Here is a 22,931-nt window from a genome sequence, read left to right as displayed (position 1 = left end):
ACGGCTTGTGGCGGCGAGCAAAGCTCCGCCACCCGACTTACAATCGTTTGATCTTTCGCTAATTCTGCTTGTCCGCCGCACCTCGACGTGCGCGGCGCTATGAGACTTACCATGGATATCGACCAGTACATGACCGACCTCGGCCGCCGCGCCCGCCACGCATCGCGTGCGATGGCGCGGGCGTCGACGGCGGCAAAGAACGCCGCGCTCGCGGCCGTTGCTCACGCGATCGAACGCGATGCCGCGTTGCTGAAGGACGCCAACGCGCGCGACGTTGCCCGTGCCCGCGAAAAAGGGCTCGATGCGGCATTCATCGATCGTTTGACGCTGTCGGACAAGGCGCTCGGGACGATGGTCGAAGGCTTGCGGCAGGTTGCCGCGCTGGCCGATCCGATTGGTGAGATCAGCAATCTGAAGTACCGGCCGAGCGGGATTCAGGTCGGTCAGATGCGCGTGCCGCTCGGTGTGATCGGCATAATCTACGAGTCGCGCCCGAACGTGACCATCGACGCGGCCGCGCTGTGTCTGAAATCGGGCAATGCGACGATTTTGCGCGGCGGATCGGAAGCGCTGGAGTGCAACACGGCGTTGGCCAAGTTGATCGGTGAAGGGCTGGAAGCCGCCGGTTTGCCGCAGGATGCGGTGCAAGTGGTGGCAACGTCGGACCGCGCCGCGGTTGGCAAGCTGATCACGATGACCGAATACGTCGACGTAATCGTGCCGCGCGGTGGCAAGAGCCTGATCGAGCGGCTGATGAATGAAGCGCGCGTGCCGATGATCAAGCACCTCGACGGCATCTGCCATGTCTATGTCGACGATCGCGCCGATGTGGCGAAGGCGTTGACCGTCTGCGATAACGCCAAGACGCACCGCTACGGCACCTGCAACACGATGGAAACGCTGCTGGTGGCGCGCGGCATTGCGGCTGAAGTGCTGCCGCCTTTGGGCAAGCTGTATCGCGACAAGGAAGTCGAGCTACGCGTGGACGCGGCAACGCGCGCGGTGTTGTCGGATGCAGGCGTGGGCCCGCTCGTCGATGCCACCGAAGAAGACTGGCGCACCGAATATCTCGCACCGGTGCTGGCGATCAAGGTGGTGGACGACCTCGATGCGGCCATCGACCATATCAACACCTACAGCTCGCAGCACACCGACGCGATCGTTACCGAAGACCACGACCGCGCGATGCGCTTCCTGCGCGAAGTCGACTCGGCGAGCGTCATGGTCAATGCGTCGACGCGCTTTGCCGATGGCTTCGAATTTGGTTTGGGTGCGGAGATCGGCATCTCGAACGACAAGCTGCATGCGCGTGGGCCGGTGGGGCTGGAAGGGCTGACGTCGTTGAAATACATTGTGCTGGGGCACGGCGAAGGCCGGCAATAACGGTTCGCTTTTGGCGCGCTTTCGTCATCACTGGGATGGCCACGAGCTTTCCGTTCAGTGCGCCGGCGGCTACTGCTCATCTCCACGCTGACACGAAGTACAAGGACCGCTGATGCTTTGGGTAAAAACGTTTCACATCGTTCTGATTGCTTCCTGGTTTGCCGGCCTGTTCTATCTGCCGCGCATCTTCGTCAATCTGGCGATGGAGACGGAACCCGCCGCTACCGCGCGCCTTCTGACGATGGCGCGCAAGCTGTTCCGCTTCATGACGTTTATCGCGGTGCCGGCACTCGCTTGCGGTCTGTGGCTGTGGCTCGCGGTCGGTATCGGACGCGGACAGGGCTGGATTCACGCGAAGGTCGGTGTGGTGGTGCTGCTGATCATTTATCACGCGTACTGCGGGGTGTTGCTGCGGACGTTCGAGCGTGGCGAGAATCGCCGCTCGGATAAGTGGTATCGGATGTTCAATGAACTGCCGGTGTTGGGGATGCTGGCAGCTGTCGCGTTGGTTGTTATTAAGCCGTTTTAATAAATAGGAATTCTCCTATTTATTTTTATTGTTCAGGTTTGTTTATCCATCTGCGTGGTGTTTAACATCGCGCGGGATGTGATTCAATAATCGAATGTTGGGTGGTTGGCATTCGTCAAGAAGTGTTGATCTAATCTGACTGTTTTCGCGTCAATCTCTTCCCGTCAAAGTGTTTCCATACTAGGTGAGTCGTTCAGGTTATTCTTAGTCTGAGCGTGATATCGCTCGTGCGCTTGCGCTGAGTCCCTCTGTGTGTCCATTCTCTGCCGGCCTTGCGCAGCGGGCGGCTTCCTGTTCGGTGGTCCTATTTTTGTCAATTTTTCGTAGGAGCATTCCTATCGTCATCCAGATTTAAGAACTGTCCGATTAGTTTAAGAATTGCCCGGCCATATAGTTGTTCCATTCCAGAAGGATTAATGGGATGGTCAAAAAATGCCAATTGCGACGACCCTGTTTTTAATCCTTCTGCTACTCAGTGACGCGCGCAGGACCTCGGTAAGACACCTCCCGCGACATCAAAACCCGAAACTGATATTCAGAAGGATGAAATCATGAACAAGTCGTACAAGAGCGTATGGAATGAAAGCGCTGGAGCGTGGGTAGCCACGCAAGAAAATGCAAAGGGGCAAGGAAAGAAGAGCCGAAGCGTTAGGGCTGCTGTGTCAACTGCTGCTGGGCTTGCAATGGCGATGGGGGCGTCGGTGGCCAATGCCGGGGTCATAGCCAACTGCAACGGAACGACATCAAGTATGGCTAGCTATTCAAGTCTTAATAATTCAGCTTGGGGCTTAAACAATGCCGTCGTTGCGGGCTGCTCGGGCGGAAATGGCGTTATTCTCAATGAGGATACGGGTAATTCAGGCCAAACGACCGGTAAGGCATGGTTGGCCGTGGGCAGTACGAATTCAACGAGTTCAGGAACAGTTACCCTTTACGGTCCTAGCGGAATCGCGCTAAACGGAGCCACTACGACATCCGGGTTGGCGACCTTCAAGGCCGGCGCCGATATGTCCAACACAAAGATCACCAATGTGGCGGCAGGCGCGGTTTCATCGACGAGCACGGAAGCGGTGAACGGCTCACAGCTGTGGACGACGAACCAGAACGTCGCCGCGCTGAACGCATCGGTTGGCCTGATAAAACAGGACGCGACGAGCAATGCGATTACGATCGCGACCGCGACCGCGGGCACGACCGTGGATTTCACCGGCACGGCGGGCGCGCGTCAATTGAAGGGTGTAGCGGCGGGTGTCGCGAATACTGACGCAGTGAATATTGGGCAGTTGAAGACCGCGGGTCTCACGACGGACGCGAGCGGTAACGTCACCAACGCGTTCATCGCCTATAACGATGCGACCAAAGGTAAGGTCACGCTGGGCGGTGGTAACGCCGGCACGACGATGACGAACGTTGCGGCAGGCGCGCTGTCGGACTCGAGCAGCGATGCGGTGAACGGCTCGCAGCTGTACACGACGAACCAGAACGTTGTGCAGAACAGCAACGACATCGCCAAAAACACGTCGGATATCGCTCAGAACACGAGCGATATTGCGAAGAACGCAGGCGACATCACGAACATCGATTCGCGGGTGACCAATGTTGAAGGTTCGGTGAGCAACATCACGAACCAGATCAACAACGGCGAACTGGGCCTGGTGCAGCAGGATGTGACGTCGGGCAACATCACGGTGGCGAAGGATGCTGCCGGCGCGGTGGTGGACTTCACCGGCACGGCGGGTGCACGCAAGCTGACCGGTCTGTCGGTTGGCGAGCTGAGCGCGACGAGCACGGACGCGGTGAATGGTTCACAGCTGTACACGACGAACCAGAACGTTACGCAGAACACAAGCGACATCGCCAAAAACACGTCGGATATCGCTCAGAACACGAGCGACATTTCGAAGAGCGCGGGTGACATCGCGCAGAACGCTTCGGACATCGCCCAGAACACCAGCGATATTGCGAAGAACGCAGGCGACATCACGAACATCGATTCGCGGGTGACCAATGTTGAAGGTTCGGTGAGCAACATCACGAACCAGATCAACAACGGCGAACTGGGCCTGGTGCAGCAGGATGTGACGTCGGGCAACATCACGGTGGCGAAGGATGCTGCCGGCACGGTGGTGGACTTCACCGGCACGGCGGGTGCGCGCAAGCTGACCGGTCTGTCGGTTGGCGAGCTGAGCGCGACGAGCACGGACGCGGTGAATGGTTCACAGCTGTACGCGACGAACCAGAACGTTGCGCAGAACTCGAGCGACATCGTGAAGAACACGGGTGACATCGCCCAGAACGCTTCGGATATTGCCCAGAACACGAGCGACATTTCGAAGAACACGGGTGATATCGCGCAGAACGCTTCTGATATCGCCCAAAACACGAGCGACATCACGAAGAACACGGGTGAAATCGCGCAAAACGCTTCGGACATCGCCCAGAACACGAGCGACATTTCGAAGAACACGGGTGATATCGCGCAAAACGCTTCGGACATCGCCCAGAACACCAGCGACATTGCGAAGAACGCAGGCGACATCACGAAGATCGATTCGCGTGTGACGAACGTTGAAGGTTCGGTGACCGACATCACGAACCAGCTCAACAGCGGTGAGATCGGTCTGGTGCAGCAGGATTCCGACTCGGGCAACATCACGGTGGCGAAGGGTGCTGCCGGCTCGGTAGTGGACTTTACTGGCACGGCAGGTACGCGCAAGCTGACCGGTCTGTCGGTTGGCGAGCTGAGCGCGACGAGCACGGACGCGGTGAATGGTTCACAGCTGTACACGACGAACCAGAACGTTGCGCAGAACACGAGCGACATCACGAAGAACTCGGGTGACATCGCGCAGAACGCATCGGACATCGCCCAGAACACCAGCGACATCGCGAAGAACGCAGGCGACATCACGAAGATCGATTCGCGTGTGACGAACGTTGAAGGTTCGGTGAGCAACATCACGAACCAGATCAACAACGGCGAACTGGGCCTGGTGCAGCAGGATCAGACCACACGTGATCTGACGGTTGCGAGCGACAAGGACGGCACGCGCGTCAACTTCGCGGGCACCGCAGGTGCGCGTGAACTGGTCGGCGTCGCAGCCGGCACGACGAGCAACTCCGCAGTCAACGTTGGTCAGTTGAGTCCGGTTGTTGCGTCGCTCGGTGGCGGTGCGCAGGTCAATGCCGATGGTTCGGTCACCGGCCCGACGTACCACGTGCAAGGCGGCACGCAGAACACGGTCGGCGGCGCACTCGATTCGCTCGATAACGGTCTGTCGACGCTGCAGACGCAGATTAACAACGGCAGCATCGGCATGGTCACGCAAAATCAGACCTCGCGCGACATCCTTGTCGGTGCGGCGACGGACGGTCTGCGGGTCAATATGGCCGGCACAGCGGGCAACCGCGTCGTGACGGGAGTGGCGGCAGGTGCGGTCAATGCGTCAAGCAGCGATGCGGTGAACGGCGCGCAACTGCATGCAAACGCCCAGAGTACGGCAGACGCCTTGGGCGGCGGTTCGACCGTCAATGAGGACGGCACGATCTCGATGCCCACGTACAACGTGGGTGGCACGACCGTGAGCGGCGTCGGCGCAGCAATCACCAACATCGACGGTCGTGTGACGCAAAACACGTCGGACATCGCTAGCCTGCAAACAACTGTCGGCACGATGAGCGGCTCGGTGGCGAACGCGGTGTCGTATGACAGCGCGGCACACAACCAGGTGACGTTGGGCGGTTCGGCCAGCGCGCCGAAGGTGAAGCTGACCAATTTGCAGGACGGTGAACTGTCGGCAACGAGCTCAGATGCGGTAACTGGCGCGCAGCTGTGGAATACCAACCAGCAAGTGGCTAACCTGAACCAGGCGGTGCAGAACCAGCAGTCGACCGGCAGCAGCAGCATCGCGACTGACACAGGTGGTCCGGCAGCATCGGCGACCGGCAGCGGTTCGATGGCGATGGGCGGTGGCGCTCAGGCAAGTGGCGACAACTCGGTGGCACTCGGCGCAGGCTCGGTGGCAGATCAGGCCAACACCGTTTCAGTGGGTTCACCGGGCAACGAGCGCCGTATCACGAACGTCGCCGACGGCCAAGGCCCGACCGACGCCGTGAACATGCGTCAGTTCCAGCAGGGTATCGGCTCGGTCGCGCGTAATGCTTATAGCGGTGTTGCCGCTGCTACCGCGCTGACGATGATTCCCGACGTCGATCCGGGCAAGACGATCGCAGTTGGCATTGGTACCGGCAACTACAAGGGCTATCAGGCTGTATCGCTGGGCATGTCGGCGCGTATCACTCAGAACCTGAAGATCAAGGCAGGTGCGGGGATGAGCTCGGCGGATACGACTTATGGCGTGGGTGCAGCGTACCAGTGGTAAGTGTCGTGTGATGGTTGCGGAAAGCGCTGCGGCTTAGGTGCTTTTCGTGAACCCGTCTTAGGTGGGTAGTAAAAAGGCGGGCTCTCTTCGGGGAGCCCGCCTTATTTTTTGGGTGCCGGTAACATGGCGCTCGTCAGACCAGATTGCATCGCACCGCGCTTTCGTCGCGATCAGAGCCAATAGGGTTTCGTGTTACGTCCTCGGATCAATCCTCCTGCGGTTGATCACTTCCTTCGCTTGCGCCAGCTTCTCGACCAGCTCCGGTCCGCGGCTCAACGCGACCCCCACTGCCAGAATATCGCCGATCGCCAGATGCGAAACGCGCGAGGTCATCGGCGAAAAAATATCCGTGTCTTCATCGACATTGGCAAACAAGCCGACCGTCGCCAGTCGCGCCAAAGGCGAATTGCCGTGCGTGATCGCAATCACCTTCGCGCCCGCCGCCAACGCAGACTTCACTGCGTCCACGATATCGCGCGTACGTCCGGTATTCGAGATCGCCACCACCACATCCCCTTCACCCAGCAGCGCCGCCGACATCAGAAACGTGTGCGGATCCGAATACGCAACGCTCGGCATGCCGAGGCGAAAAAACTTGTGCTGCACATCCAGCGCAGCAATACCCGAACCGCCCGCGCCGTAAAACTCAATGCGCCGCGCCTGCGCCAGCAGCGCGATCGCCGCCGCCACGCTATCTGACGACAAATTGTTGCGCACCTGGATCAGCGCGCCGATGGTCCGGTCGAGCACCTTCGCTGCGACGCCCGGCGTCGGCTCATCCGGCCGCACATCCCGGTAGACGGCCGGCACTTCCGCGGCTATGCCCTGCGCCAGCCGGATCTTGAACTCGCGGAAGCCCGAAAACCCCAGCGCATGACAGAACCGCGCGATGGTCGGCTGACTGACACCCGCGCGCGCGGCCACTTCGGTCATCGAGAGATCGAGTACCTCACGCGGTGCTTCGATCACGTAATCGGCCAGCTTGCGTTCTGACGGACGCAACTGATCGCGCATCTCTTCCACCTGGGACAGCATCATCGGAAAACTCGCACTATGCTGAAGAATGCGTGGACTATATCTGATTGCTGAAGAAGGTACAAAAACTACATATCGGGCCGTAGGTGTATTCCCTGGTTTTTGCCGCATACACCGCCAAAGCAAAGCCAGTAAGGCAATCCGGCCATTCAAAAATGTCGCAATGCAACAGGAGTCGCGATTGCGATCGTGTAGTTTTTCTACTAACATTGCGACGTCGACTGTTTCGACATCCCCGCGATACCTGCCTGGCATAGTGCGCCTACGCCTCACGCCAGCGACGAAGGAGCTCCGATGGTTTCCCCGCATTCGCAATTGTTGAAGGTCACGCAACGCGTGGTCGAGCGCAGCAAGCCCACTCGCGAGGCGTATCTGGCCCGTATCGAGCACGCCCAGGGCAAATTCCCGGCACGCGGCGCGCTCTCGTGTGCCAATCTGGCGCACGGGTTTGCTGGTCTTGAAGGCCACGACAAGCTCGTCATCAAGCAGATTCGCCAGCCGAACATCGGCATCGTGTCCTCCTACAACGAGATGTTGTCCGCGCACGCGCCGTACAAAAACTACCCGGACATCATCAAAGAAGCCGCGCGTGAAAACGGCGGCGTCGCGCAATTCGCGGGCGGTGTGCCGGCCATGTGCGACGGCGTCACGCAAGGCAACGCGGGCATGGAACTGTCGCTGTTCTCGCGTGAAGTGATCGCGATGAGCACCGCAGTGGCCCTCACGCACAACATGTTCGACGCGGCGCTGTGCCTCGGCATCTGCGACAAGATCGTGCCGGGCCTGTTGATCGGCGCGCTGCAATTCGGCCACCTGCCGACGATTTTCGTGCCGGCCGGCCCGATGGGCAGCGGCCTGTCGAATGACGACAAAGCCAAGACACGCCAGCTGTTCGCCACCGGCCAATGCGGCCGCGACGCACTGCTCGAAGCAGAAGCCGCCGCGTATCACAGCCAGGGCACCTGCACGTTCTACGGCACCGCAAACAGCAACCAGATGCTGATGGAAGTGATGGGCCTGCATCTGCCGAGTTCAGCGTTCGTGCACCCGCATACGCCGCTGCGCGACGCATTGACCGCGCAGGCCGCACGCCGCGTGCTCGACCTGACGGTAGATCGCGGCAACTACATGCCGATTGGCCACGTGGTCGACGAAAAAGCGATCGTCAACGGCATCGTCGCGTTGCTGGCAACGGGCGGTTCGACCAATCACACGCTGCACCTCGTCGCAATCGCGCGCGCGGCAGGCATCGTGATCGACTGGGACGACTTCGACACGCTGTCACAAGCCGTGCCGCTGCTCGCCAAGATTTACCCGAACGGCAAGGCCGACGTGAATCACTTCCACGCCGCGGGCGGCGTCGCGTTCCTGGTTCGCAATCTGCTGGAAGGCGGCTTGCTGCACGAAGACGTGAACACCGTCGCGGGCAAGGGTCTCCATCACTACACCGAAGAGCCGAAGCTGCTCGACGGCAAGCTGCAATGGGTGCCGGGCACGGAAAAGAGCGAAGACACGGCGGTGCTGCGCGGCATCAAGGAACCGTTCCAGCCGGACGGTGGCTTGCGTCTGATGCAGGGCAAACTCGGCCGCGGCGTGATCAAGATTTCGGCGGTCGCAGCGCAGCATCGCAAGGTGAAGGCGCCAGCGATTGTGTTCGATTCGCAGGAAGCCGTGCAGGCGGCGTTCGACAACGGCGAACTCAAGCGTGATTTCATCGCCGTGGTGCGCTTCCAGGGCGCCCGCGCAAACGGCATGCCCGAACTGCATCGTTTGACGCCGTTGCTCGGTGTGTTGCAGGATCAAGGTTTTCACGTTGCACTGGTGACCGACGGACGCATGTCCGGCGCGTCGGGCAAAGTGCCGGCGGTGATTCACCTGTCGCCGGAAGCCTTGCTGCAAGGCCCGATCGGCAAGGTTCGCACGGGCGACATGCTGGTGATCGATGCAGACGCAGGCGTGCTCGACATCGAAATCGATGCAGCCGAATGGGCGGCGCGGCCGGAAGCGTTGCCGCAGCATCAGGCGGAAAACGAAGTCGGCTTCGGCCGTGAACTGTTCGGCGTGTTCCGTGCGGCGGCAGCGCCGGCGGAGCAGGGCGCCTCGGTGTTCGGTCCGATGGTGGGCGAGCACGGCGGACACAAGAAAGCACACTCAAGCACCACTCAAGCCAGCCACGAGCTGCAGAAACAAGGAGTCTGACTATGACGGCGAAAACAGTAAGCGATATCGTGCGCCTCGGCCCGGTGATTCCGGTGCTCGCGTTCGACTCGGTCGAACAGGGCGAAAACGTGTCGCGCGCGCTGCATGCGGGCGGCGTGAAGGTGCTCGAAATCACGCTGCGCACGGCTGCGGGGCTCGGCGCGATCGAACGCGCGAGCCAGCTGTCCGAAGACATCGTGGTTGGAGTCGGCACGATCACGAAGCCCGAGCATTGTTTTCAGGCGAAGAAAGCGGGCGCGCAATTCGGCGTGTCGCCAGGTCTGACGAAAGACATGCACAAGGCGGCGCAGGATGCAGGTTTGCCGCTGCTGCCGGGTGTCATGACGCCGAGCGACATTATCGCGGCGCTCGAACTCGGCTACGAAATCGTCAAGTTCTTCCCGGCGCAGCAAGCCGGCGGTATCCCGATGCTGCAGGCGTTTTACGGCCCGTTCCCGACGCTGAAATTCTGCCCGACCGGTGGCATCACGGCCGAAAGCGCCATCAACTTCCTCGCACAACCGAATGTGGTTTGCGTGGGCGGATCGTGGTTGACGCCGAAGGCCGCACTTGCCGCGCAAAACTGGGATGAAGTTACGCGTCTCGCACGTGCCGCCAGCGAGCTGGCCGCGCCTGCCCATTGAGTTGAAACGGCCCGTACTTTAGTCCAGTAACCAGGTCCTACACAAAGGAGCCTCGTCGAAACAGCCTGTCAGGCTGTCGCGCCGAGGCTCCTTTGCGATGTGCGTGCCGGATTCACGCGCTTTTAAAGACAACAAACAGTAAAATTCAGCGTCCGCGCGGCTTGCCGGGTTTTCAGGCACCGCTCGAGGTCGCCGTGAGACAGGTGCCAGCTGTGTTCCGCACCAACAATCAATAACGCAAAGGAGGAGCTTCATGGAAGCTGTCCACGGCAGCACGCTGCTGGTCTTCGCGGTGATCGCCATCGCACTTCTGATCCTGCTGATCACCCGCTACAAGGTTTACCCGTTCCTCGTCCTGATCATCGTTTCGCTGCTGTTGGGTCTCGCATCCGGCATGCCGATCGGCACGATCGTCAAATCGTTCGAAACCGGCAACGGCAACACGCTCGGCCACATTGCGATCGTGGTCGGCCTCGGCACCATGCTCGGCAAAATGATGGCCGAATCGGGCGGCGCCGAGCGCATTGCGACCACACTGATCGACAAGTTCGGCGAGAAGCATATTCACTGGGCGATGATGGTCGTGGCGATCATTGTCGGTTTGCCGGTGTTTTTTGAAGTCGGCTTCGTGCTGTTGATTCCGATTGCGTTCAACGTCGCCAAACGCACCAACAAGTCGCTACTGCTGGTCGGCCTGCCGATGGTTGCGGGCCTGTCCGTCGTGCACGGTCTGATTCCGCCGCACCCGGCCGCGATGCTCGCGGTGCAGGCGTATCACGCCGACATCGGCAAGACGATTGCGTACGGGCTGATCGTGGGCGTGCCGACGGCGATCGTCGCTGGTCCGCTGTTCGCACTGTTGATCAGCCGTTACATCAAGCTGCCGGAGAACAATCCGCTCGCCGCGCAATTCCTCGGCCACGGTGACGACGCGCAGAATAACGCGAAGAGCGCGGCGCCGAAGCGCGAGTTGCCGAGCTTCGGCATCACGTTGTTCACGATTCTGCTGCCGGTGATTCTGATGCTGGTCGGCAGCTGGGCCGACCTCGTGTTTACGCCGAAGACCCTGGCGAACGACCTGCTGCGTTTCGTCGGCAACTCGGACGTCGCGCTGTTGATCGCCGTGCTGGTCAGCTTCTGGACCTTCGGCGCGAGCCGCGGCTTCAATCGTGAGCAGATCCAGAAGTTCTGCGGCGAATGTCTGGCGCCGATCGCGGGCATCACGCTGATCGTGGGCGCGGGCGGCGGCTTCGGGCGCGTGCTGATGGATAGCGGCATCTCGAAGGAAATCGTCAACGTGGCGACTGCGATGCATCTGTCGCCGCTGCTGTTCGGCTGGCTGGTGGCCGCACTGATTCGTCTGGCCACGGGTTCGGCAACCGTTGCGATGACGACGGCCTGTGGCATCGTTGCGCCGATCGCTTCGGCGAGCGGCGTGCAGGTCACGCCGGAATTGCTGGTGCTCGCCACCGGTTCAGGCTCGCTGATTTTCTCGCATGTGAATGACGGCGGTTTCTGGCTGATCAAGGAATACTTCGGTATGACGGTGGGGCAGACCTTCAAGACGTGGTCGCTCCTCGAAACCGTTATTTCCCTGATGGGCTTGGGTTTGACTTTCGCGCTCGCGACGGTCGTGTAAGGAGTTTTTGATGATTTTGATCGCAATGGGCGTGTCGGGCGCCGGCAAAACGAGGATTGGCGAAATGCTGGCGGAACGCCTGCACTGCGCATTCACCGACGGCGACGCGTTTCACAGCGCCGCCAACAAGGAGAAAATGCACCACGGCATTCCGCTGACCGACGAAGACCGTTGGCCGTGGTTGCAAACCATCCGTGTCGCGATCGAAGAGAAGCAGCGGGCGGGCGAGAAGGCGGTGTTTACGTGCTCGTCGCTGAAGCGCTCATACCGCGATGTTCTGCGCGGCGGGAGCAACGGCGATAAGGACGTGTGCTTCGTCTATCTCAAGGGTTCGTTCGAGGTGCTGCGCGAGCGGCTGACCACGCGCACTGGCCACTTCTTCGATCCGTCGCTGCTGCAGAGTCAGCTCGATACGCTCGAAGAGCCGGGTCCGGATGAAGCGATCACGGTGAGCATCGAGTTGTCGCCAGAGGCGATCGTCGACGAGGTGTTGAGGCAGATGACGGAGCGGTGAGGTTTTAGTTAAACCCGCTGACGTTGCAGGATGAAAAAAAGCGCTCACGTTTGTGAGCGCCTTTTTTATGGCCGAAGCTGCAAGGCAGTGACTGGGTCTTAAGCGATCCGCTTGGCCAGTTCGACTGCCTTGCCGATATACGAACCCGGCGTCATGGCGAGCAAACGATCCTTCGCATCTTGCGGAATCGCGAGACCGGTCACGAACGTTTGCAGCGCTTCACGCGTGATGCCCTTGCCGCGCGTCAGTTCCTTCAACTGCTCATACGGGTTCTCGATGCCGTAACGGCGCATCACCGTTTGAACCGGCTCGGCCAGCACTTCCCAGCAGTTGTCGAGGTCTTCGTTCAGACGCTGCGCGTTCACTTCGAGCTTGTCCAGACCGCGGATCAGCGAGTCGTACGCGAGCAGCGAGTAGCCGAACGCGACGCCCATATTGCGCAGCACCGTCGAGTCGGTCAGGTCGCGCTGCCAGCGCGAAATCGGCAGCTTGTCGGCGAGGTGGCGCAGCGTGGCGTTGGCGAGACCGAGATTGCCTTCCGAGTTTTCGAAGTCGATCGGATTGACCTTGTGCGGCATCGTCGACGAACCGATTTCGCCGGCCTTCGTGCGTTGCTTGAAGTAACCGACCGAGATGTAGCCCCACACGTCGCGGTCCAGATCCAGCAGGATCGTATTGGCGCGCGACACGGCGTCGAACAGTTCGGCCATGTAGTCGTGCGGTTCGATCTGGATCGTGTACGGATTGAACGTGAGCTTCAGGCGCTGTTCGACGACTTCGCGCGAGAACGTTTCCCAGTCGAATTCCGGATATGCGGACAGGTGCGCATTGAAGTTGCCGACCGCGCCGTTCATCTTGCCCAGCAGTTCGACCTTGGCGATACGGTCGATCGCGCGTTCCAGACGTGCGGCGACGTTGGCGATTTCCTTGCCGAGCGTAGTCGGGCTGGCCGGCTGGCCGTGCGTGCGCGACAGCATCGGCTGTTCGGCTTGCGCGTGAGCCAGCGCAACGAGGCGCTGATACACCGAGCGCAGTGCCGGCAGGATCACGTGTTCACGCGCGCCGGCGAGCATCAGGCCGTGCGAGGTGTTGTTGATGTCTTCCGAGGTGCAGGCGAAGTGGATGAACTCGCTCGCGCGTTCCAGTTCTTCCTGACCCTTCACCGATTCCTTCAGCCAGTACTCGACCGCTTTCACGTCGTGGTTCGTCACGCGTTCGATGTCCTTGATGCGCGCGGCATCGTGCGCGGTGAAGCGCTCGGCCAGTTGCAGCAGGAATTGTTCGGCGGCTTCGGAAAAGCGCGGCACTTCGGCGAAACCGGCGTGCGAGAGCGCGATCAGCCAGTGGATTTCAACCGTCACGCGATTGCGCATGAAAGCGGCTTCCGAGAGCCAGTCGCGCAGGGCTTCGGTTTTCGAGGCGTAACGGCCGTCGAGCGGGGAGAGCGCGTTCAGCGCGAACAGGGTGTCGGGGCGGGTGTCGGACATGATGGGGGCCGGAGTCAAAGCGAGCGCTCAGCGAGCGGATCGGGAACGGAGGGAACCGCGAATTTTACCACTCAACCCGGCGGCCCCACCCCGCGCCGCTAGAATGCTGACTTCCTCCCTCCCGCTGGCAGCAGGCTTTCGCATGGAACTGAAATGGCTCGAAGACTTCGTTTCGCTCGCGGAAACGCGTAGTTTCAGCCGCTCGGCCGAATTGCGTCATGTCACGCAACCGGCGTTTTCGCGGCGAATTCAGGCGCTCGAAGCGTGGCTCGGGACCGAACTGATCGACCGTTCGGTTTATCCGACGCGACTAACTGCGGCCGGCCAGGTGTTCAACGAGCAGGCGCTCACGATGCTGTCGCAGTTCCACGAGGCACGCGCGCTACTGCGCGGCCATACGGCGACGCCGCAGGCGACGATCGAGTTCGCGGTGCCGCACACGCTGTCGCTCACGTATTTCCCGCGCTGGCTGCAGCGCATCGAAGCGCAGATGGGTCCGATTCACACCCGGCTGCGGGCGTTGAACGTGCACGATGCGGCGTTGTCGCTGGTGGAAGGCGGCTGCGATCTGATGATGGGCTACCACCATCCGAGTCATCCGGTCGCGCTCGATCCGGCGCGCTACGACATGCTCACGCTCGGCAACGAGCCGATCAGCCCGTTCTCCGCGCCGGGCCGAGCGGGCCGGGCGCGTCACACGTTGCCGGGCACCCCCGAGGCGCCCACGCCCTATCTGTCCTACACGCCAAACGCGTATCTGGGCCGCATGACCGAGGTGATCCTCGCCAACGCGCCGGAGCGTCTGTATCTCGACCGTTTGTACGAAACCGACATGGCCGAGGGGCTCAAGGCCATGGCGCTGGCCGGCCACGGCATCGCTTTCCTGCCGCACAGCGCCGTGGAAGACGCGGTCGCCGACGGCAAACTGATCCGGCTCGACCGCGCGACCCGTGGCACGCCTGAGGGGCAACTCACGCTAACCATGGAGATCCGGCTCTATCGCGACAAGCTCGTAGCGAAGACCGACGATGCGCGGCAGATACTCGTGCGGCAACTGTGGGATGTGGTGTCCGAGGAGATCGCCCAACGCGCAAGCGCGGCCTGAGAACCTGCTTCCCCACGACGCGAATTTGCGGCTTTTTGATGGTTATGCATAAAAAACATAATCGGATAATGAAACGGCATTGGATTTCAAAACGGCGTTTTTCGACAATGCTGTCACTCGATCAACGCCGGAGCGTTCATGTCATCCCAGCAACAAGCAGCACAATCCGCGTCAACGTTGCAGTCTGTTCCTTCCTACCTGAATAAAGATGACCTCGGCCCGTGGGGCAACTACCTGCGTCAGGTCGACCGTGTCGCGCCGTACCTCGGTTCGCTGTCCCGCTGGCTCGAAACCCTGAAGCGCCCGAAGCGCATTCTGATCGTCGATGTGCCTATCGAACTCGATAACGGCACGGTCGCGCACTTCGAAGGCTATCGCGTGCAGCACAACGTGTCGCGCGGTCCGGGTAAGGGCGGTGTGCGTTATCACCAGGACGTGACGCTGTCGGAAGTGATGGCGCTGTCGGCGTGGATGTCGGTGAAGAATGCTGCTGTGAACGTGCCGTACGGCGGTGCGAAGGGTGGTATCCGTGTCGATCCGCGTACGTTGTCGCGTGGTGAGCTGGAGCGCGTCACGCGCCGCTACACGAGCGAAATCGGCATCATTATCGGACCGAATACCGACATCCCCGCGCCGGACGTGAACACGAACGAGCAGATCATGGCGTGGATGATGGACACGTACTCGATGAACCAGGGCCAAACGGCTACGGGCGTCGTGACGGGCAAGCCGATCGCGCTGGGTGGTTCGCTGGGCCGCCGTGAAGCAACGGGCCGTGGCGTGTTCGTGGTGGCCTCCGAAGCTGCACGCCGTATTGGTGTCGACATCGAAGGCGCACGGATTGCCGTTCAGGGTTTCGGTAACGTCGGCGGCATCGCCGCACGCCTGTTCCAGGAAGCGGGCTCGAAGCTGGTCGCGGTGCAGGATCACACCGGCTCGCTGTACAAGTCGACCGGTATCGATGCTGTTGCGCTGGCGGATTACGTGGCGAAGAACGGTGGCGTGGGCGGTTTCCCGGAAGCCGACGCAGTCACGAACGAAGAATTCTGGACCGTCGAATCGGACATCCTGATTCCGGCCGCGCTGGAAAACCAGATCACCGAAAAGAACGCCGGCAAGATCAAGACGAAGATCGTCGTGGAAGGCGCCAACGGCCCGACCACCACGGCAGCGGACGACATTCTGCACGACCGCGGCATCCTCGTGATTCCGGACGTCGTGGCCAACGCCGGCGGCGTGACGGTGTCGTACTTCGAGTGGGTGCAGGACTTCTCGAGCTTCTTCTGGACGGAAGACGAGATCAACCAGCGTCTCGAGCGCGTCATGCGCGAAGCATTTGCCGCAGTGTGGCAAGTGTCGAGCGAGCAGAAGGTGTCCGTGCGGACGGCGGCGTTTATCGTCGCATGTAAGCGGATCCTCGAAGCGCGCGAATTGCGCGGACTGTACCCCTGATCGATTGGCTTGAAACGGCGGCCCGCCACCTCGCGGGCCGCTGCGAATCCTTGCTTTGACGTGGTCCACAAGACCGCGTGTTTCACCCGGCGGGCGGCATCCTATCGATGCCGCCCGCCTTTGCGTATCCGTCGTGTTTGCATTGCCCGGTTAAGCCCCCGTAATCTCGTAGCGGCGCGCGGGCGCAACAAACATGGTTTATAGCAATACTTTCAGAATAATTACTTTGCTAAACTGGCGCCGGTTCTTGCCAAGGAGATCACACATGAAGGTTAAAAAAGCTGCGCTGCTGCTCGCGACTCTCGGACTGTTTACGGTTGGCGCGCATGCGCAAGACGCTGGTACGCTCAAAAAGATCAAGGACACGGGTGTCATTTCGCTGGGGCACCGCGAATCGTCGATCCCGTTTTCGTATTACGACGACAAGCAGAATGTCATCGGCTACTCGCAGGAATTCGCGCTGAAGGTGGTGGAGGCGGTCAAGGCAAAGCTAAATATGCCTAACCTGAAGGTCAAGCTCACCCCGGTCACGTCGCAAAACCGTATTCCGCTGGTGCAAAACGGCACCGTCGACATGGAATGCGGCTCCACCACGAATAACACCGAGCGCCAGCAACAGGCTGCGTTCTCGAACACGATTTTCGTGATCGGCACGCGCCTGATGACCAAGAAAGACTCCGGCATCAAGGACTTCGCTGACCTGAAGGGCAAGACGGTCGTCACGACCGCCGGCACGACCTCCGAGCGCCTGCTTCGCAAGATGAATCAGGACAAGAGCATGGGCATGAACATCATCAGCGCGAAAGACCACGGCGAGTCGTTCCTGACGCTCTCCACCGGCCGCGCTGCTGCGTTCATGATGGACGACGCGCTGCTGGCTGGCGAACGCGCCAAGTCGAACAACCCGGGCGATTTCGTGATCGTCGGCACGCCGCAATCGCATGAAGCGTACGGCTGCATGATTCGCAAGAACGATCCGGAATTCAAGAAGGTTGTCGACGACGCGATCGCGAAGGTCGAAACCTCGGGCGAAGCCGATCAGATCTACAAGAAGTGGTTCGAATCGCCGATTCCGCCGAAGGGCCTGAACCTAGCCTTCCCGGAAAGCGATGACATCAAGGCGCTCTACAAGAGCCCGAATGACAAGGCAATCGATTAAACCTTAGCTGTTTTTTTGAAACGCTGAACGAAACGGAAGGGGCCACGCGCTTCTTCCGTTTCTTTTTGCTGGAGTCTTGGTCATGTCATATCACTGGAACTGGGGCATTCTGCTGAGTCCGGTCTCCACCGGCGAGCCGACCACCTATCTGGGCTGGCTGCTGTCCGGCTTCTGGGTGACGATTACCGTGTCGCTGTCGGCATGGGTGATCGCGCTGATCGTCGGTTCGTTGTTCGGTGTACTGCGCACGGTGCCGAACAAATGGGCGTCGGGTATCGGCACGCTCTATGTCGCGATCTTCCGCAACATCCCGCTGATCGTGCAGTTCTTTATCTGGTATCTGGTGATACCGGAGTTGCTGCCCGCGTCGATGGGGAACTGGTACAAGCAACTGCCGCCGGGCGCGCAGTTCTTCTCGTCATCGATCATCTGTCTCGGACTATTCACCGCCGCGCGCGTGTGCGAGCAGGTGCGCTCGGGTATCAACGCATTGCCGCGCGGCCAGCGCGCCGCGGGTCTGGCAATGGGTTTCACGCAATGGCAGACGTATCGCTACGTGCTGTTGCCGGTTGCGTACCGGATCATCGTGCCGCCGCTCACCTCCGAGTTTCTGAACATCTTCAAGAACTCGGCGGTTGCGTCGACCATCGGTTTGCTGGATCTGTCGGCCCAGGCGCGCCAACTGGTCGACTACACGTCGCAGACGTATGAGTCGTTCATCGCGGTCACGCTGGCCTATGTGCTGATCAATCTGGTCGTGATGCAACTGATGCGCTGGGTCGAAGCCAAGACCCGGTTGCCCGGCTATATCGGAGGTAAGTGATGCATCATTTCGACTGGAGCGGTATTCCGGGCGCACTGCCTACGCTGTGGACCGGCGCTATCGTCACCATCAAGATCACGCTGATCGCGATCGTGATCGGCATTGTCTGGGGCACCCTTCTCGCGATCATGAGGCTGTCGCCGATCAAGCCGTTCGAATGGTTTGCCAAGGCCTACGTGACGGTGTTCCGTTCGATCCCGCTGGTGATGGTGCTGCTGTGGTTCTTCCTGATCGTGCCGCAGGTGCTGCAGAACGTGCTGGGCTTGTCGCCGGATATCGACATTCGTCTGGCATCTGCGATGGTCGCTTTCTCGCTCTTTGAGGCGGCGTACTATTCGGAGATCATCCGCGCCGGCATTCAGGCGGTGCCGCGCGGGCAGGTCAACGCCGCGTTTGCGCTCGGCATGAGCTACCCGCAGGCGATGCGCCTCATCGTGCTGCCGCAGGCGTTCCGCGCGATGGTGCCGCTGCTGCTTACCCAAGGTATCGTGCTGTTTCAGGATACGTCGCTCGTCTACGTGATCAGCCTCGCCGACTTCTTCCGCACCGCCACGAATATTGGCGACCGTGACGGCACGAATGTTGAAATGGTACTGTTCGCGGGCGCGTGTTATTTCGTGATCTGCGTGATCGCGTCGAGCCTCGTCAAAGGTCTTCAGAAAAAGGTCGCAAGATGATCTCTATCAAGAATGTTTCGAAGTGGTACGGTCAGTTTCAAGTGCTGACGGACTGCACGACGGAAGTCAAAAAAGGTGAAGTGGTGGTGGTGTGCGGGCCGTCGGGCTCGGGCAAGTCCACGCTGATCAAAACCGTCAACGGCCTCGAGCCGTTCCAGAAGGGCGAGATCGTCATCAACGGCCAATCGCTGACCGACAAGAAAACCAACCTGTCGAAGTTGCGTGCGAAGGTCGGCATGGTGTTCCAGCACTTTGAGCTGTTCCCGCATCTGTCGATCGTGCAAAACCTGACGCTCGCACAGGTCAAGGTGCTCGGCCGCTCGAAGGACGAAGCCACGACCAAGGGCTACAAGCTGCTCGATCGCGTCGGCCTGCGTGCGCATGCGGACAAGTTTCCGGGGCAATTGTCGGGCGGTCAGCAGCAGCGCGTGGCGATTGCACGCGCGTTGTCGATGGACCCGATCGCGATGCTGTTCGACGAACCGACTTCGGCACTCGATCCGGAAATGATCAATGAAGTGCTCGACGTGATGGTCGAACTCGCGCAGGAAGGCATGACGATGATGTGCGTCACGCACGAAATGGGCTTTGCCAAGAAGGTCGCGCACCGCGTGATCTTCATGGACAAGGGCCTGATCGTGGAAGACGACAAGAAGGAAGACTTCTTCGCGAATCCGAAGTCGGATCGCGCGAAGGATTTTCTGGCGAAGATCCTGCACTGAGGTTATTGCTGGGCCAAGTTGGTTGACGTGGCCCTTGCAGAAAAAAAGCCGCTTCGAAAGAAGCGGCTTTTTTGTGTCTGATGACGTTTCAGGCTTTCGCGAACGCCACCCAACCCGGGTCAGGATTCGAAAGCGGCGGTGTCGTCCGCGGCTTCGAGGTCGAGCTCGGCGGCTGTGGCCACCGCCTCAACCGAAGCCGCGATCGTAGTCGCCGAAGCCGACGCATCCAGCGCCGGATTAAGCAGCTTCTCCAGCACCGAAGCCGGCACCGGCACGTTAACCCGGCCGATCACTTCGCCATGCTGGAACATCAGCAGATCGCCCGGTTTGAAGGCGGTCCACACTTCGTTGTCGGTGAGCGGCTTGGTCGCAATCACGGCGACGCGGTCTTCCGGTGTCGTGTATTTGGCGAAATCGATCGACACGTCCGCATCGACCAGATGCGCGGTGGAGAACGGCCAGCGCCGCACGATGTAGTGCAGATGCGTCGAGCAATGCGCGAACAGCGCCTGCCCGTTCGACATCAGGAAATTGAACACGCCAAATTGCGTGATTTCGCGCGTGAGCGTTTCGAGCGCCGCGAACAGCTCTTCCAGCGGCGGCTGGCAGCCCGGAAAAGCCTTGCGCAAGCCTTGCAGCAACGCGCAGAAGGCGAGCTCGCTATCGGTTGTGCCGACGGGTTGATAGACGCCGTTGAGCGCCGGCGAATAATCTTTCAGGTCGCCGTTGTGCGCAAAGATCCAGTGACGCCCCCACAGTTCACGCATGAACGGATGGCAGTTTTCCAGCAGGATGTGCCCTTGCGTTGCCTTGCGAATATGCGCGATCGTGTTCTTCGATTTGATCGGGTAGCGCTTGACCATCTCGGCGATCGGCGAGGTGGCCGACGATTGATGGTCGATGAACAGGCGGCAGGCTTTGTCTTCGAAGAAGGCGATGCCCCAGCCGTCCGCGTGGTGATCGGTGACGCCGCCGCGCGCCGCAAAGCCGGTGAACGAGAACGTGACGTCCGTCGGCGCGGCGCAGTTCATTCCGAGAAGTTGGCACATGTTGCGGGTAAGCCTGTGAACGGGGCGAGCCGTTACAATGATGATTTTCCAAGCATATCACCGAGCCAGAAGCGCCAAATAGCAAAATTGACGTGTGTTTAGGCTCCAGCGCTGCGAATTGCTGTGATTTGTACCGCTTCGAGCGCGCCGATTTGCTTTTTTTGCCGCCGAATCTCGTTCCCCTCTCGCCATGACCGCTTCCAACGCCTCCCTCGATTCCGTCGACACCATCGACTCCGTTACGCTCGCCCGCCCGGACGACTGGCACCTGCACGTTCGCGACGGCGAGATGCTCGCTGCTGTGCTGCCGGATACCGCGCGCCAGTTCGGCCGCGCGATCATCATGCCTAACCTGAAGCCGCCGGTCACCACGACCGCAATGGCGCAGGCGTACCGCGAGCGTATCGTCGCCGCGATTCCGGCCGGGGCGAAGTTCGAACCGCTGATGACGCTGTACCTGACCGACAACACGCCGCCCGACGAAATCCGCCGCGCGCGCGAAAGCGGCTTTGTGCATGGCGTGAAGCTGTACCCGGCGGGTGCCACGACCAATTCGGACGCAGGCGTTACCGACATCATGAAGTGCGCCAAAACGCTCGAAGTGATGCAGGAAACCGGCATGCCGCTGCTGGTGCACGGCGAAGTGACGGATTCGTCGATCGACCTGTTCGACCGCGAGAAGGTGTTTATCGATCGCGTGATGACGCCGCTGCGCCGCGCATTTCCGGCGCTGAAGGTGGTGTTCGAGCACATCACCACGAAAGATGCAGTCGACTACATCCGCGAAGCCGGCGTGGCGCCGGGGCTGCTGGGCGCGACGATCACTGCGCACCATCTGCTGTACAACCGCAACGCGATCTTCCAGGGCGGCATTCGCCCGCATTACTACTGCCTGCCGGTGTTGAAGCGCGAGACGCATCGCGTGGCGCTGGTCGAGGCGGCGACCTCGGGTAATCCGCGCTTCTTCCTCGGCACGGATAGCGCGCCGCATCCGAAGGGTTTGAAGGAGCACGCCTGCGGCTGCGCGGGTTGCTACACGGCACTGCATGCGCTCGAGCTCTACACGGAAGCGTTCGACAAAGCCGGCGCGCTGGACAAGCTCGAAGGTTTCGCCAGCTTCTTCGGCGCGGATTTCTACGGTCTGCCGCGCAGCGAAGAGAAAGTCACGCTGCGTCGCGAAGAATGGACGCTGCCGGCTGAATTGCCGGTCGGCGATACGCCTGTCGTGCCGCTGCGTGGCGGTGAGTCGATTGGCTGGCGCCTCGTCTAAGGTTGCGTTAGATGCAGGTGCAAGAGGCGGCGCGCGTAGGCTTCGGTTTCGCCGATATCGACTGGTCGAAGCCGTGGTTCGCACAGTTCGCGGCGCGCGGCGAGCGCTGGCAGCAGGGCGCGCTGGCGGGCTATGCGACCTTGCTCGCAGAGATGAATGCCGATGCCGGCGAGATGCGGCAGGTGACAGGGCGTGGCAAGCGCCTCGCGTTCATTGCGCAGGACGATCTGCCGCCGGGTGCAGCGTACGAGGCGCACATCGCGTCGACGGGCTGCGTGCCGACGCGCCACAACCTGCATGACTTCTTCAACGGGTCGATGTGGTTTGCGTTTCCGCGGATCAAGGCGGCGCTGAACGCGCGACAGTCGGCGGCGATCGACGTGTTAGGGGTCGGTCCGACCCGCGGCGGCGTGCGCGATACGCTGACCTTGTTCGACGAAAACGCGTTGCTGTTCGCCTGTGCCGACCCGGCGTTGAGCGCGGCATTGAGCGGGTTTGACTGGCAGACGCTCATGGTTGCCCAGCGTGACGCCTGGGGCGCACGCTGCGAAGTGCGCTGCTTCGGTCACGCGCTGCTGGAAAAGCTGATCGCGCCGTTCAAGGCCTGCACGGGCCACGCGTGGATCGTCGACGTACCGTCCGAGTACTTTGGATGGGACGCCGCGGCTCGCGATGCATGGCTCGACGAGTCTGTCAGCACGGCACTATTGGGCACCGAAGCATTGACGAGCCGCATGTTTGCGCCACTGCCCGTACTAGGGATTCCAGGCTGGTGCGTAGAGAACGAATCTCCCGCGTTTTACGACGACACCTCCGTCTTTCGCACAGGACGGCGTTCGCGCTAAAGCCGCACCCCATTCGC

Annotated in this window: 18 protein-coding genes; 15 read left to right on the top strand and 3 right to left on the bottom strand. The window is 60.7% G+C overall.

From position 1 onward, the window contains the following. The first annotated feature begins 111 nt into the window (after window positions 1–111). The 3 genes from M0D68_RS18450 (at window position 112) to M0D68_RS18440 (ending at window position 6,294) form a co-directional block, all read left to right on the top strand. On the top strand, window positions 112–1,383 hold the full coding sequence (locus tag M0D68_RS18450) for a glutamate-5-semialdehyde dehydrogenase (RefSeq protein WP_200621389.1): 1,272 nt from the start codon (window positions 112–114) through the stop codon (window positions 1,381–1,383). Window positions 1,384–1,495: 112 nt separating this feature from the next. Continuing rightward, on the top strand, window positions 1,496–1,912 hold the full coding sequence (locus M0D68_RS18445) for a CopD family protein (RefSeq protein WP_054034510.1): 417 nt from the start codon (window positions 1,496–1,498) through the stop codon (window positions 1,910–1,912). A 551-nt stretch (window positions 1,913–2,463) separates the two neighbouring features. Continuing rightward, window positions 2,464–6,294: a YadA-like family protein gene (locus M0D68_RS18440; protein ID WP_266224890.1), complete on the top strand. Its 3,831-nt coding sequence runs from the start codon at window positions 2,464–2,466 to the stop codon at window positions 6,292–6,294. Window positions 6,295–6,486: 192 nt separating this feature from the next. On the opposite strand, the gene M0D68_RS18435 is transcribed toward M0D68_RS18440, so the two are convergent. Beyond that, the gene (locus tag M0D68_RS18435; protein ID WP_093635458.1) at window positions 6,487–7,332 is read right to left on the bottom strand and encodes a MurR/RpiR family transcriptional regulator; all 846 of its coding nucleotides are present in this window, start codon (window positions 7,330–7,332) and stop codon (window positions 6,487–6,489) included. Between the two features lie 291 nt (window positions 7,333–7,623). On the opposite strand from M0D68_RS18435, the gene edd reads away from it, so the two are divergent. The 4 genes from edd to M0D68_RS18415 all read left to right on the top strand — a co-directional run bounded on the left by edd (window position 7,624) and on the right by M0D68_RS18415 (window position 12,325). After that, window positions 7,624–9,528 carry a phosphogluconate dehydratase gene (gene edd, locus M0D68_RS18430; protein WP_093635460.1) on the top strand — a complete coding sequence of 635 codons (1,905 nt, stop codon included), beginning with the start codon at window positions 7,624–7,626 and terminating at the stop codon, window positions 9,526–9,528. A gap of 2 nt (window positions 9,529–9,530) precedes the next feature. Then, window positions 9,531–10,172, top strand: a complete 642-nt coding sequence (gene eda, locus M0D68_RS18425) for a bifunctional 4-hydroxy-2-oxoglutarate aldolase/2-dehydro-3-deoxy-phosphogluconate aldolase (protein WP_054034506.1) — start codon at window positions 9,531–9,533, stop codon at window positions 10,170–10,172. A 253-nt stretch (window positions 10,173–10,425) separates the two neighbouring features. Continuing rightward, window positions 10,426–11,811 (top strand): GntP family permease, encoded by a 1,386-nt coding sequence (locus tag M0D68_RS18420; RefSeq protein ID WP_093635464.1) that lies wholly within the window; start codon window positions 10,426–10,428, stop codon window positions 11,809–11,811. A 10-nt stretch (window positions 11,812–11,821) separates the two neighbouring features. Then, complete coding sequence (locus M0D68_RS18415; protein WP_093635466.1) at window positions 11,822–12,325, top strand: gluconokinase; 504 nt, start codon at window positions 11,822–11,824, stop codon at window positions 12,323–12,325. A 98-nt stretch (window positions 12,326–12,423) separates the two neighbouring features. On the opposite strand, the gene purB is transcribed toward M0D68_RS18415, so the two are convergent. Next, window positions 12,424–13,812 carry an adenylosuccinate lyase gene (purB, locus tag M0D68_RS18410; RefSeq protein WP_200618171.1) on the bottom strand — a complete coding sequence of 463 codons (1,389 nt, stop codon included), beginning with the start codon at window positions 13,810–13,812 and terminating at the stop codon, window positions 12,424–12,426. 142 nt (window positions 13,813–13,954) lie between these two features. Between purB and M0D68_RS18405 the strand changes: the two genes are divergently transcribed. From M0D68_RS18405 to M0D68_RS18380, 6 genes are all read left to right on the top strand, one after another. Further along, window positions 13,955–14,917 carry a LysR family transcriptional regulator gene (locus M0D68_RS18405; RefSeq protein WP_200618172.1) on the top strand — a complete coding sequence of 321 codons (963 nt, stop codon included), beginning with the start codon at window positions 13,955–13,957 and terminating at the stop codon, window positions 14,915–14,917. A gap of 138 nt (window positions 14,918–15,055) precedes the next feature. Beyond that, window positions 15,056–16,369 carry a Glu/Leu/Phe/Val dehydrogenase gene (locus M0D68_RS18400; protein ID WP_054034502.1) on the top strand — a complete coding sequence of 438 codons (1,314 nt, stop codon included), beginning with the start codon at window positions 15,056–15,058 and terminating at the stop codon, window positions 16,367–16,369. Between the two features lie 265 nt (window positions 16,370–16,634). Further along, window positions 16,635–17,528 carry a glutamate/aspartate ABC transporter substrate-binding protein gene (locus M0D68_RS18395; RefSeq protein ID WP_054034501.1) on the top strand — a complete coding sequence of 298 codons (894 nt, stop codon included), beginning with the start codon at window positions 16,635–16,637 and terminating at the stop codon, window positions 17,526–17,528. A gap of 82 nt (window positions 17,529–17,610) precedes the next feature. Next, window positions 17,611–18,351, top strand: coding sequence for an amino acid ABC transporter permease (locus tag M0D68_RS18390; protein ID WP_200618173.1), 741 nt, complete (start codon window positions 17,611–17,613; stop codon window positions 18,349–18,351). Continuing rightward, a complete protein-coding gene (gltK, locus tag M0D68_RS18385; protein WP_054034499.1) occupies window positions 18,351–19,028 on the top strand; it encodes a glutamate/aspartate ABC transporter permease GltK in 678 nt (225 codons plus the stop codon). Before M0D68_RS18390 ends, gltK begins: the two co-directional genes overlap by 1 nt. Continuing rightward, a complete protein-coding gene (locus tag M0D68_RS18380) occupies window positions 19,025–19,750 on the top strand; it encodes an amino acid ABC transporter ATP-binding protein (RefSeq protein WP_054034498.1) in 726 nt (241 codons plus the stop codon). The genes gltK and M0D68_RS18380 overlap by 4 nt, the downstream gene beginning before the upstream one ends. A 119-nt stretch (window positions 19,751–19,869) precedes the next feature. On the opposite strand, the gene M0D68_RS18375 is transcribed toward M0D68_RS18380, so the two are convergent. Beyond that, entirely contained in the window at window positions 19,870–20,799 is a 930-nt protein-coding gene (locus tag M0D68_RS18375; RefSeq protein WP_200565196.1) for a class II glutamine amidotransferase, read from the bottom strand. 190 nt (window positions 20,800–20,989) lie between these two features. On the opposite strand from M0D68_RS18375, the gene pyrC reads away from it, so the two are divergent. Beyond that, window positions 20,990–22,069 (top strand): dihydroorotase, encoded by a 1,080-nt coding sequence (gene pyrC, locus M0D68_RS18370; RefSeq protein ID WP_200618174.1) that lies wholly within the window; start codon window positions 20,990–20,992, stop codon window positions 22,067–22,069. An 11-nt stretch (window positions 22,070–22,080) separates the two neighbouring features. Next, window positions 22,081–22,914 (top strand): DUF3025 domain-containing protein, encoded by an 834-nt coding sequence (locus M0D68_RS18365; protein WP_200618175.1) that lies wholly within the window; start codon window positions 22,081–22,083, stop codon window positions 22,912–22,914. Window positions 22,915–22,931 lie beyond the last annotated feature (17 nt).

Source organism: Paraburkholderia sp. SEWSISQ10-3 4 (genome assembly GCF_030464785.1).
Classification (GTDB): domain Bacteria; phylum Pseudomonadota; class Gammaproteobacteria; order Burkholderiales; family Burkholderiaceae; genus Paraburkholderia; species Paraburkholderia aspalathi.
The sequence above is the reverse complement of the archived record's forward strand: the minus strand, read 5'-3'. Positions and strand labels throughout refer to the sequence as shown.

What these genes read in the sequence shown, in the direction of transcription:
- M0D68_RS18450 (WP_200621389.1), top strand. Translation starts at nt 112, where the DNA reads ATGGATATCGACCAGTACATGACCGACCTCGGCCGCCGCGCCCGCCAC.
- M0D68_RS18445 (WP_054034510.1), top strand. Translation starts at nt 1,496, where the DNA reads ATGCTTTGGGTAAAAACGTTTCACATCGTTCTGATTGCTTCCTGGTTT.
- M0D68_RS18440 (WP_266224890.1), top strand. Translation starts at nt 2,464, where the DNA reads ATGAACAAGTCGTACAAGAGCGTATGGAATGAAAGCGCTGGAGCGTGG.
- M0D68_RS18435 (WP_093635458.1), bottom strand. Translation starts at nt 7,332, where the DNA reads ATGATGCTGTCCCAGGTGGAAGAGATGCGCGATCAGTTGCGTCCGTCA.
- edd (WP_093635460.1), top strand. Translation starts at nt 7,624, where the DNA reads ATGGTTTCCCCGCATTCGCAATTGTTGAAGGTCACGCAACGCGTGGTC.
- eda (WP_054034506.1), top strand. Translation starts at nt 9,531, where the DNA reads ATGACGGCGAAAACAGTAAGCGATATCGTGCGCCTCGGCCCGGTGATT.
- M0D68_RS18420 (WP_093635464.1), top strand. Translation starts at nt 10,426, where the DNA reads ATGGAAGCTGTCCACGGCAGCACGCTGCTGGTCTTCGCGGTGATCGCC.
- M0D68_RS18415 (WP_093635466.1), top strand. Translation starts at nt 11,822, where the DNA reads ATGATTTTGATCGCAATGGGCGTGTCGGGCGCCGGCAAAACGAGGATT.
- purB (WP_200618171.1), bottom strand. Translation starts at nt 13,812, where the DNA reads ATGTCCGACACCCGCCCCGACACCCTGTTCGCGCTGAACGCGCTCTCC.
- M0D68_RS18405 (WP_200618172.1), top strand. Translation starts at nt 13,955, where the DNA reads ATGGAACTGAAATGGCTCGAAGACTTCGTTTCGCTCGCGGAAACGCGT.
- M0D68_RS18400 (WP_054034502.1), top strand. Translation starts at nt 15,056, where the DNA reads ATGTCATCCCAGCAACAAGCAGCACAATCCGCGTCAACGTTGCAGTCT.
- M0D68_RS18395 (WP_054034501.1), top strand. Translation starts at nt 16,635, where the DNA reads ATGAAGGTTAAAAAAGCTGCGCTGCTGCTCGCGACTCTCGGACTGTTT.
- M0D68_RS18390 (WP_200618173.1), top strand. Translation starts at nt 17,611, where the DNA reads ATGTCATATCACTGGAACTGGGGCATTCTGCTGAGTCCGGTCTCCACC.
- gltK (WP_054034499.1), top strand. Translation starts at nt 18,351, where the DNA reads ATGCATCATTTCGACTGGAGCGGTATTCCGGGCGCACTGCCTACGCTG.
- M0D68_RS18380 (WP_054034498.1), top strand. Translation starts at nt 19,025, where the DNA reads ATGATCTCTATCAAGAATGTTTCGAAGTGGTACGGTCAGTTTCAAGTG.
- M0D68_RS18375 (WP_200565196.1), bottom strand. Translation starts at nt 20,799, where the DNA reads ATGTGCCAACTTCTCGGAATGAACTGCGCCGCGCCGACGGACGTCACG.
- pyrC (WP_200618174.1), top strand. Translation starts at nt 20,990, where the DNA reads ATGACCGCTTCCAACGCCTCCCTCGATTCCGTCGACACCATCGACTCC.
- M0D68_RS18365 (WP_200618175.1), top strand. Translation starts at nt 22,081, where the DNA reads ATGCAGGTGCAAGAGGCGGCGCGCGTAGGCTTCGGTTTCGCCGATATC.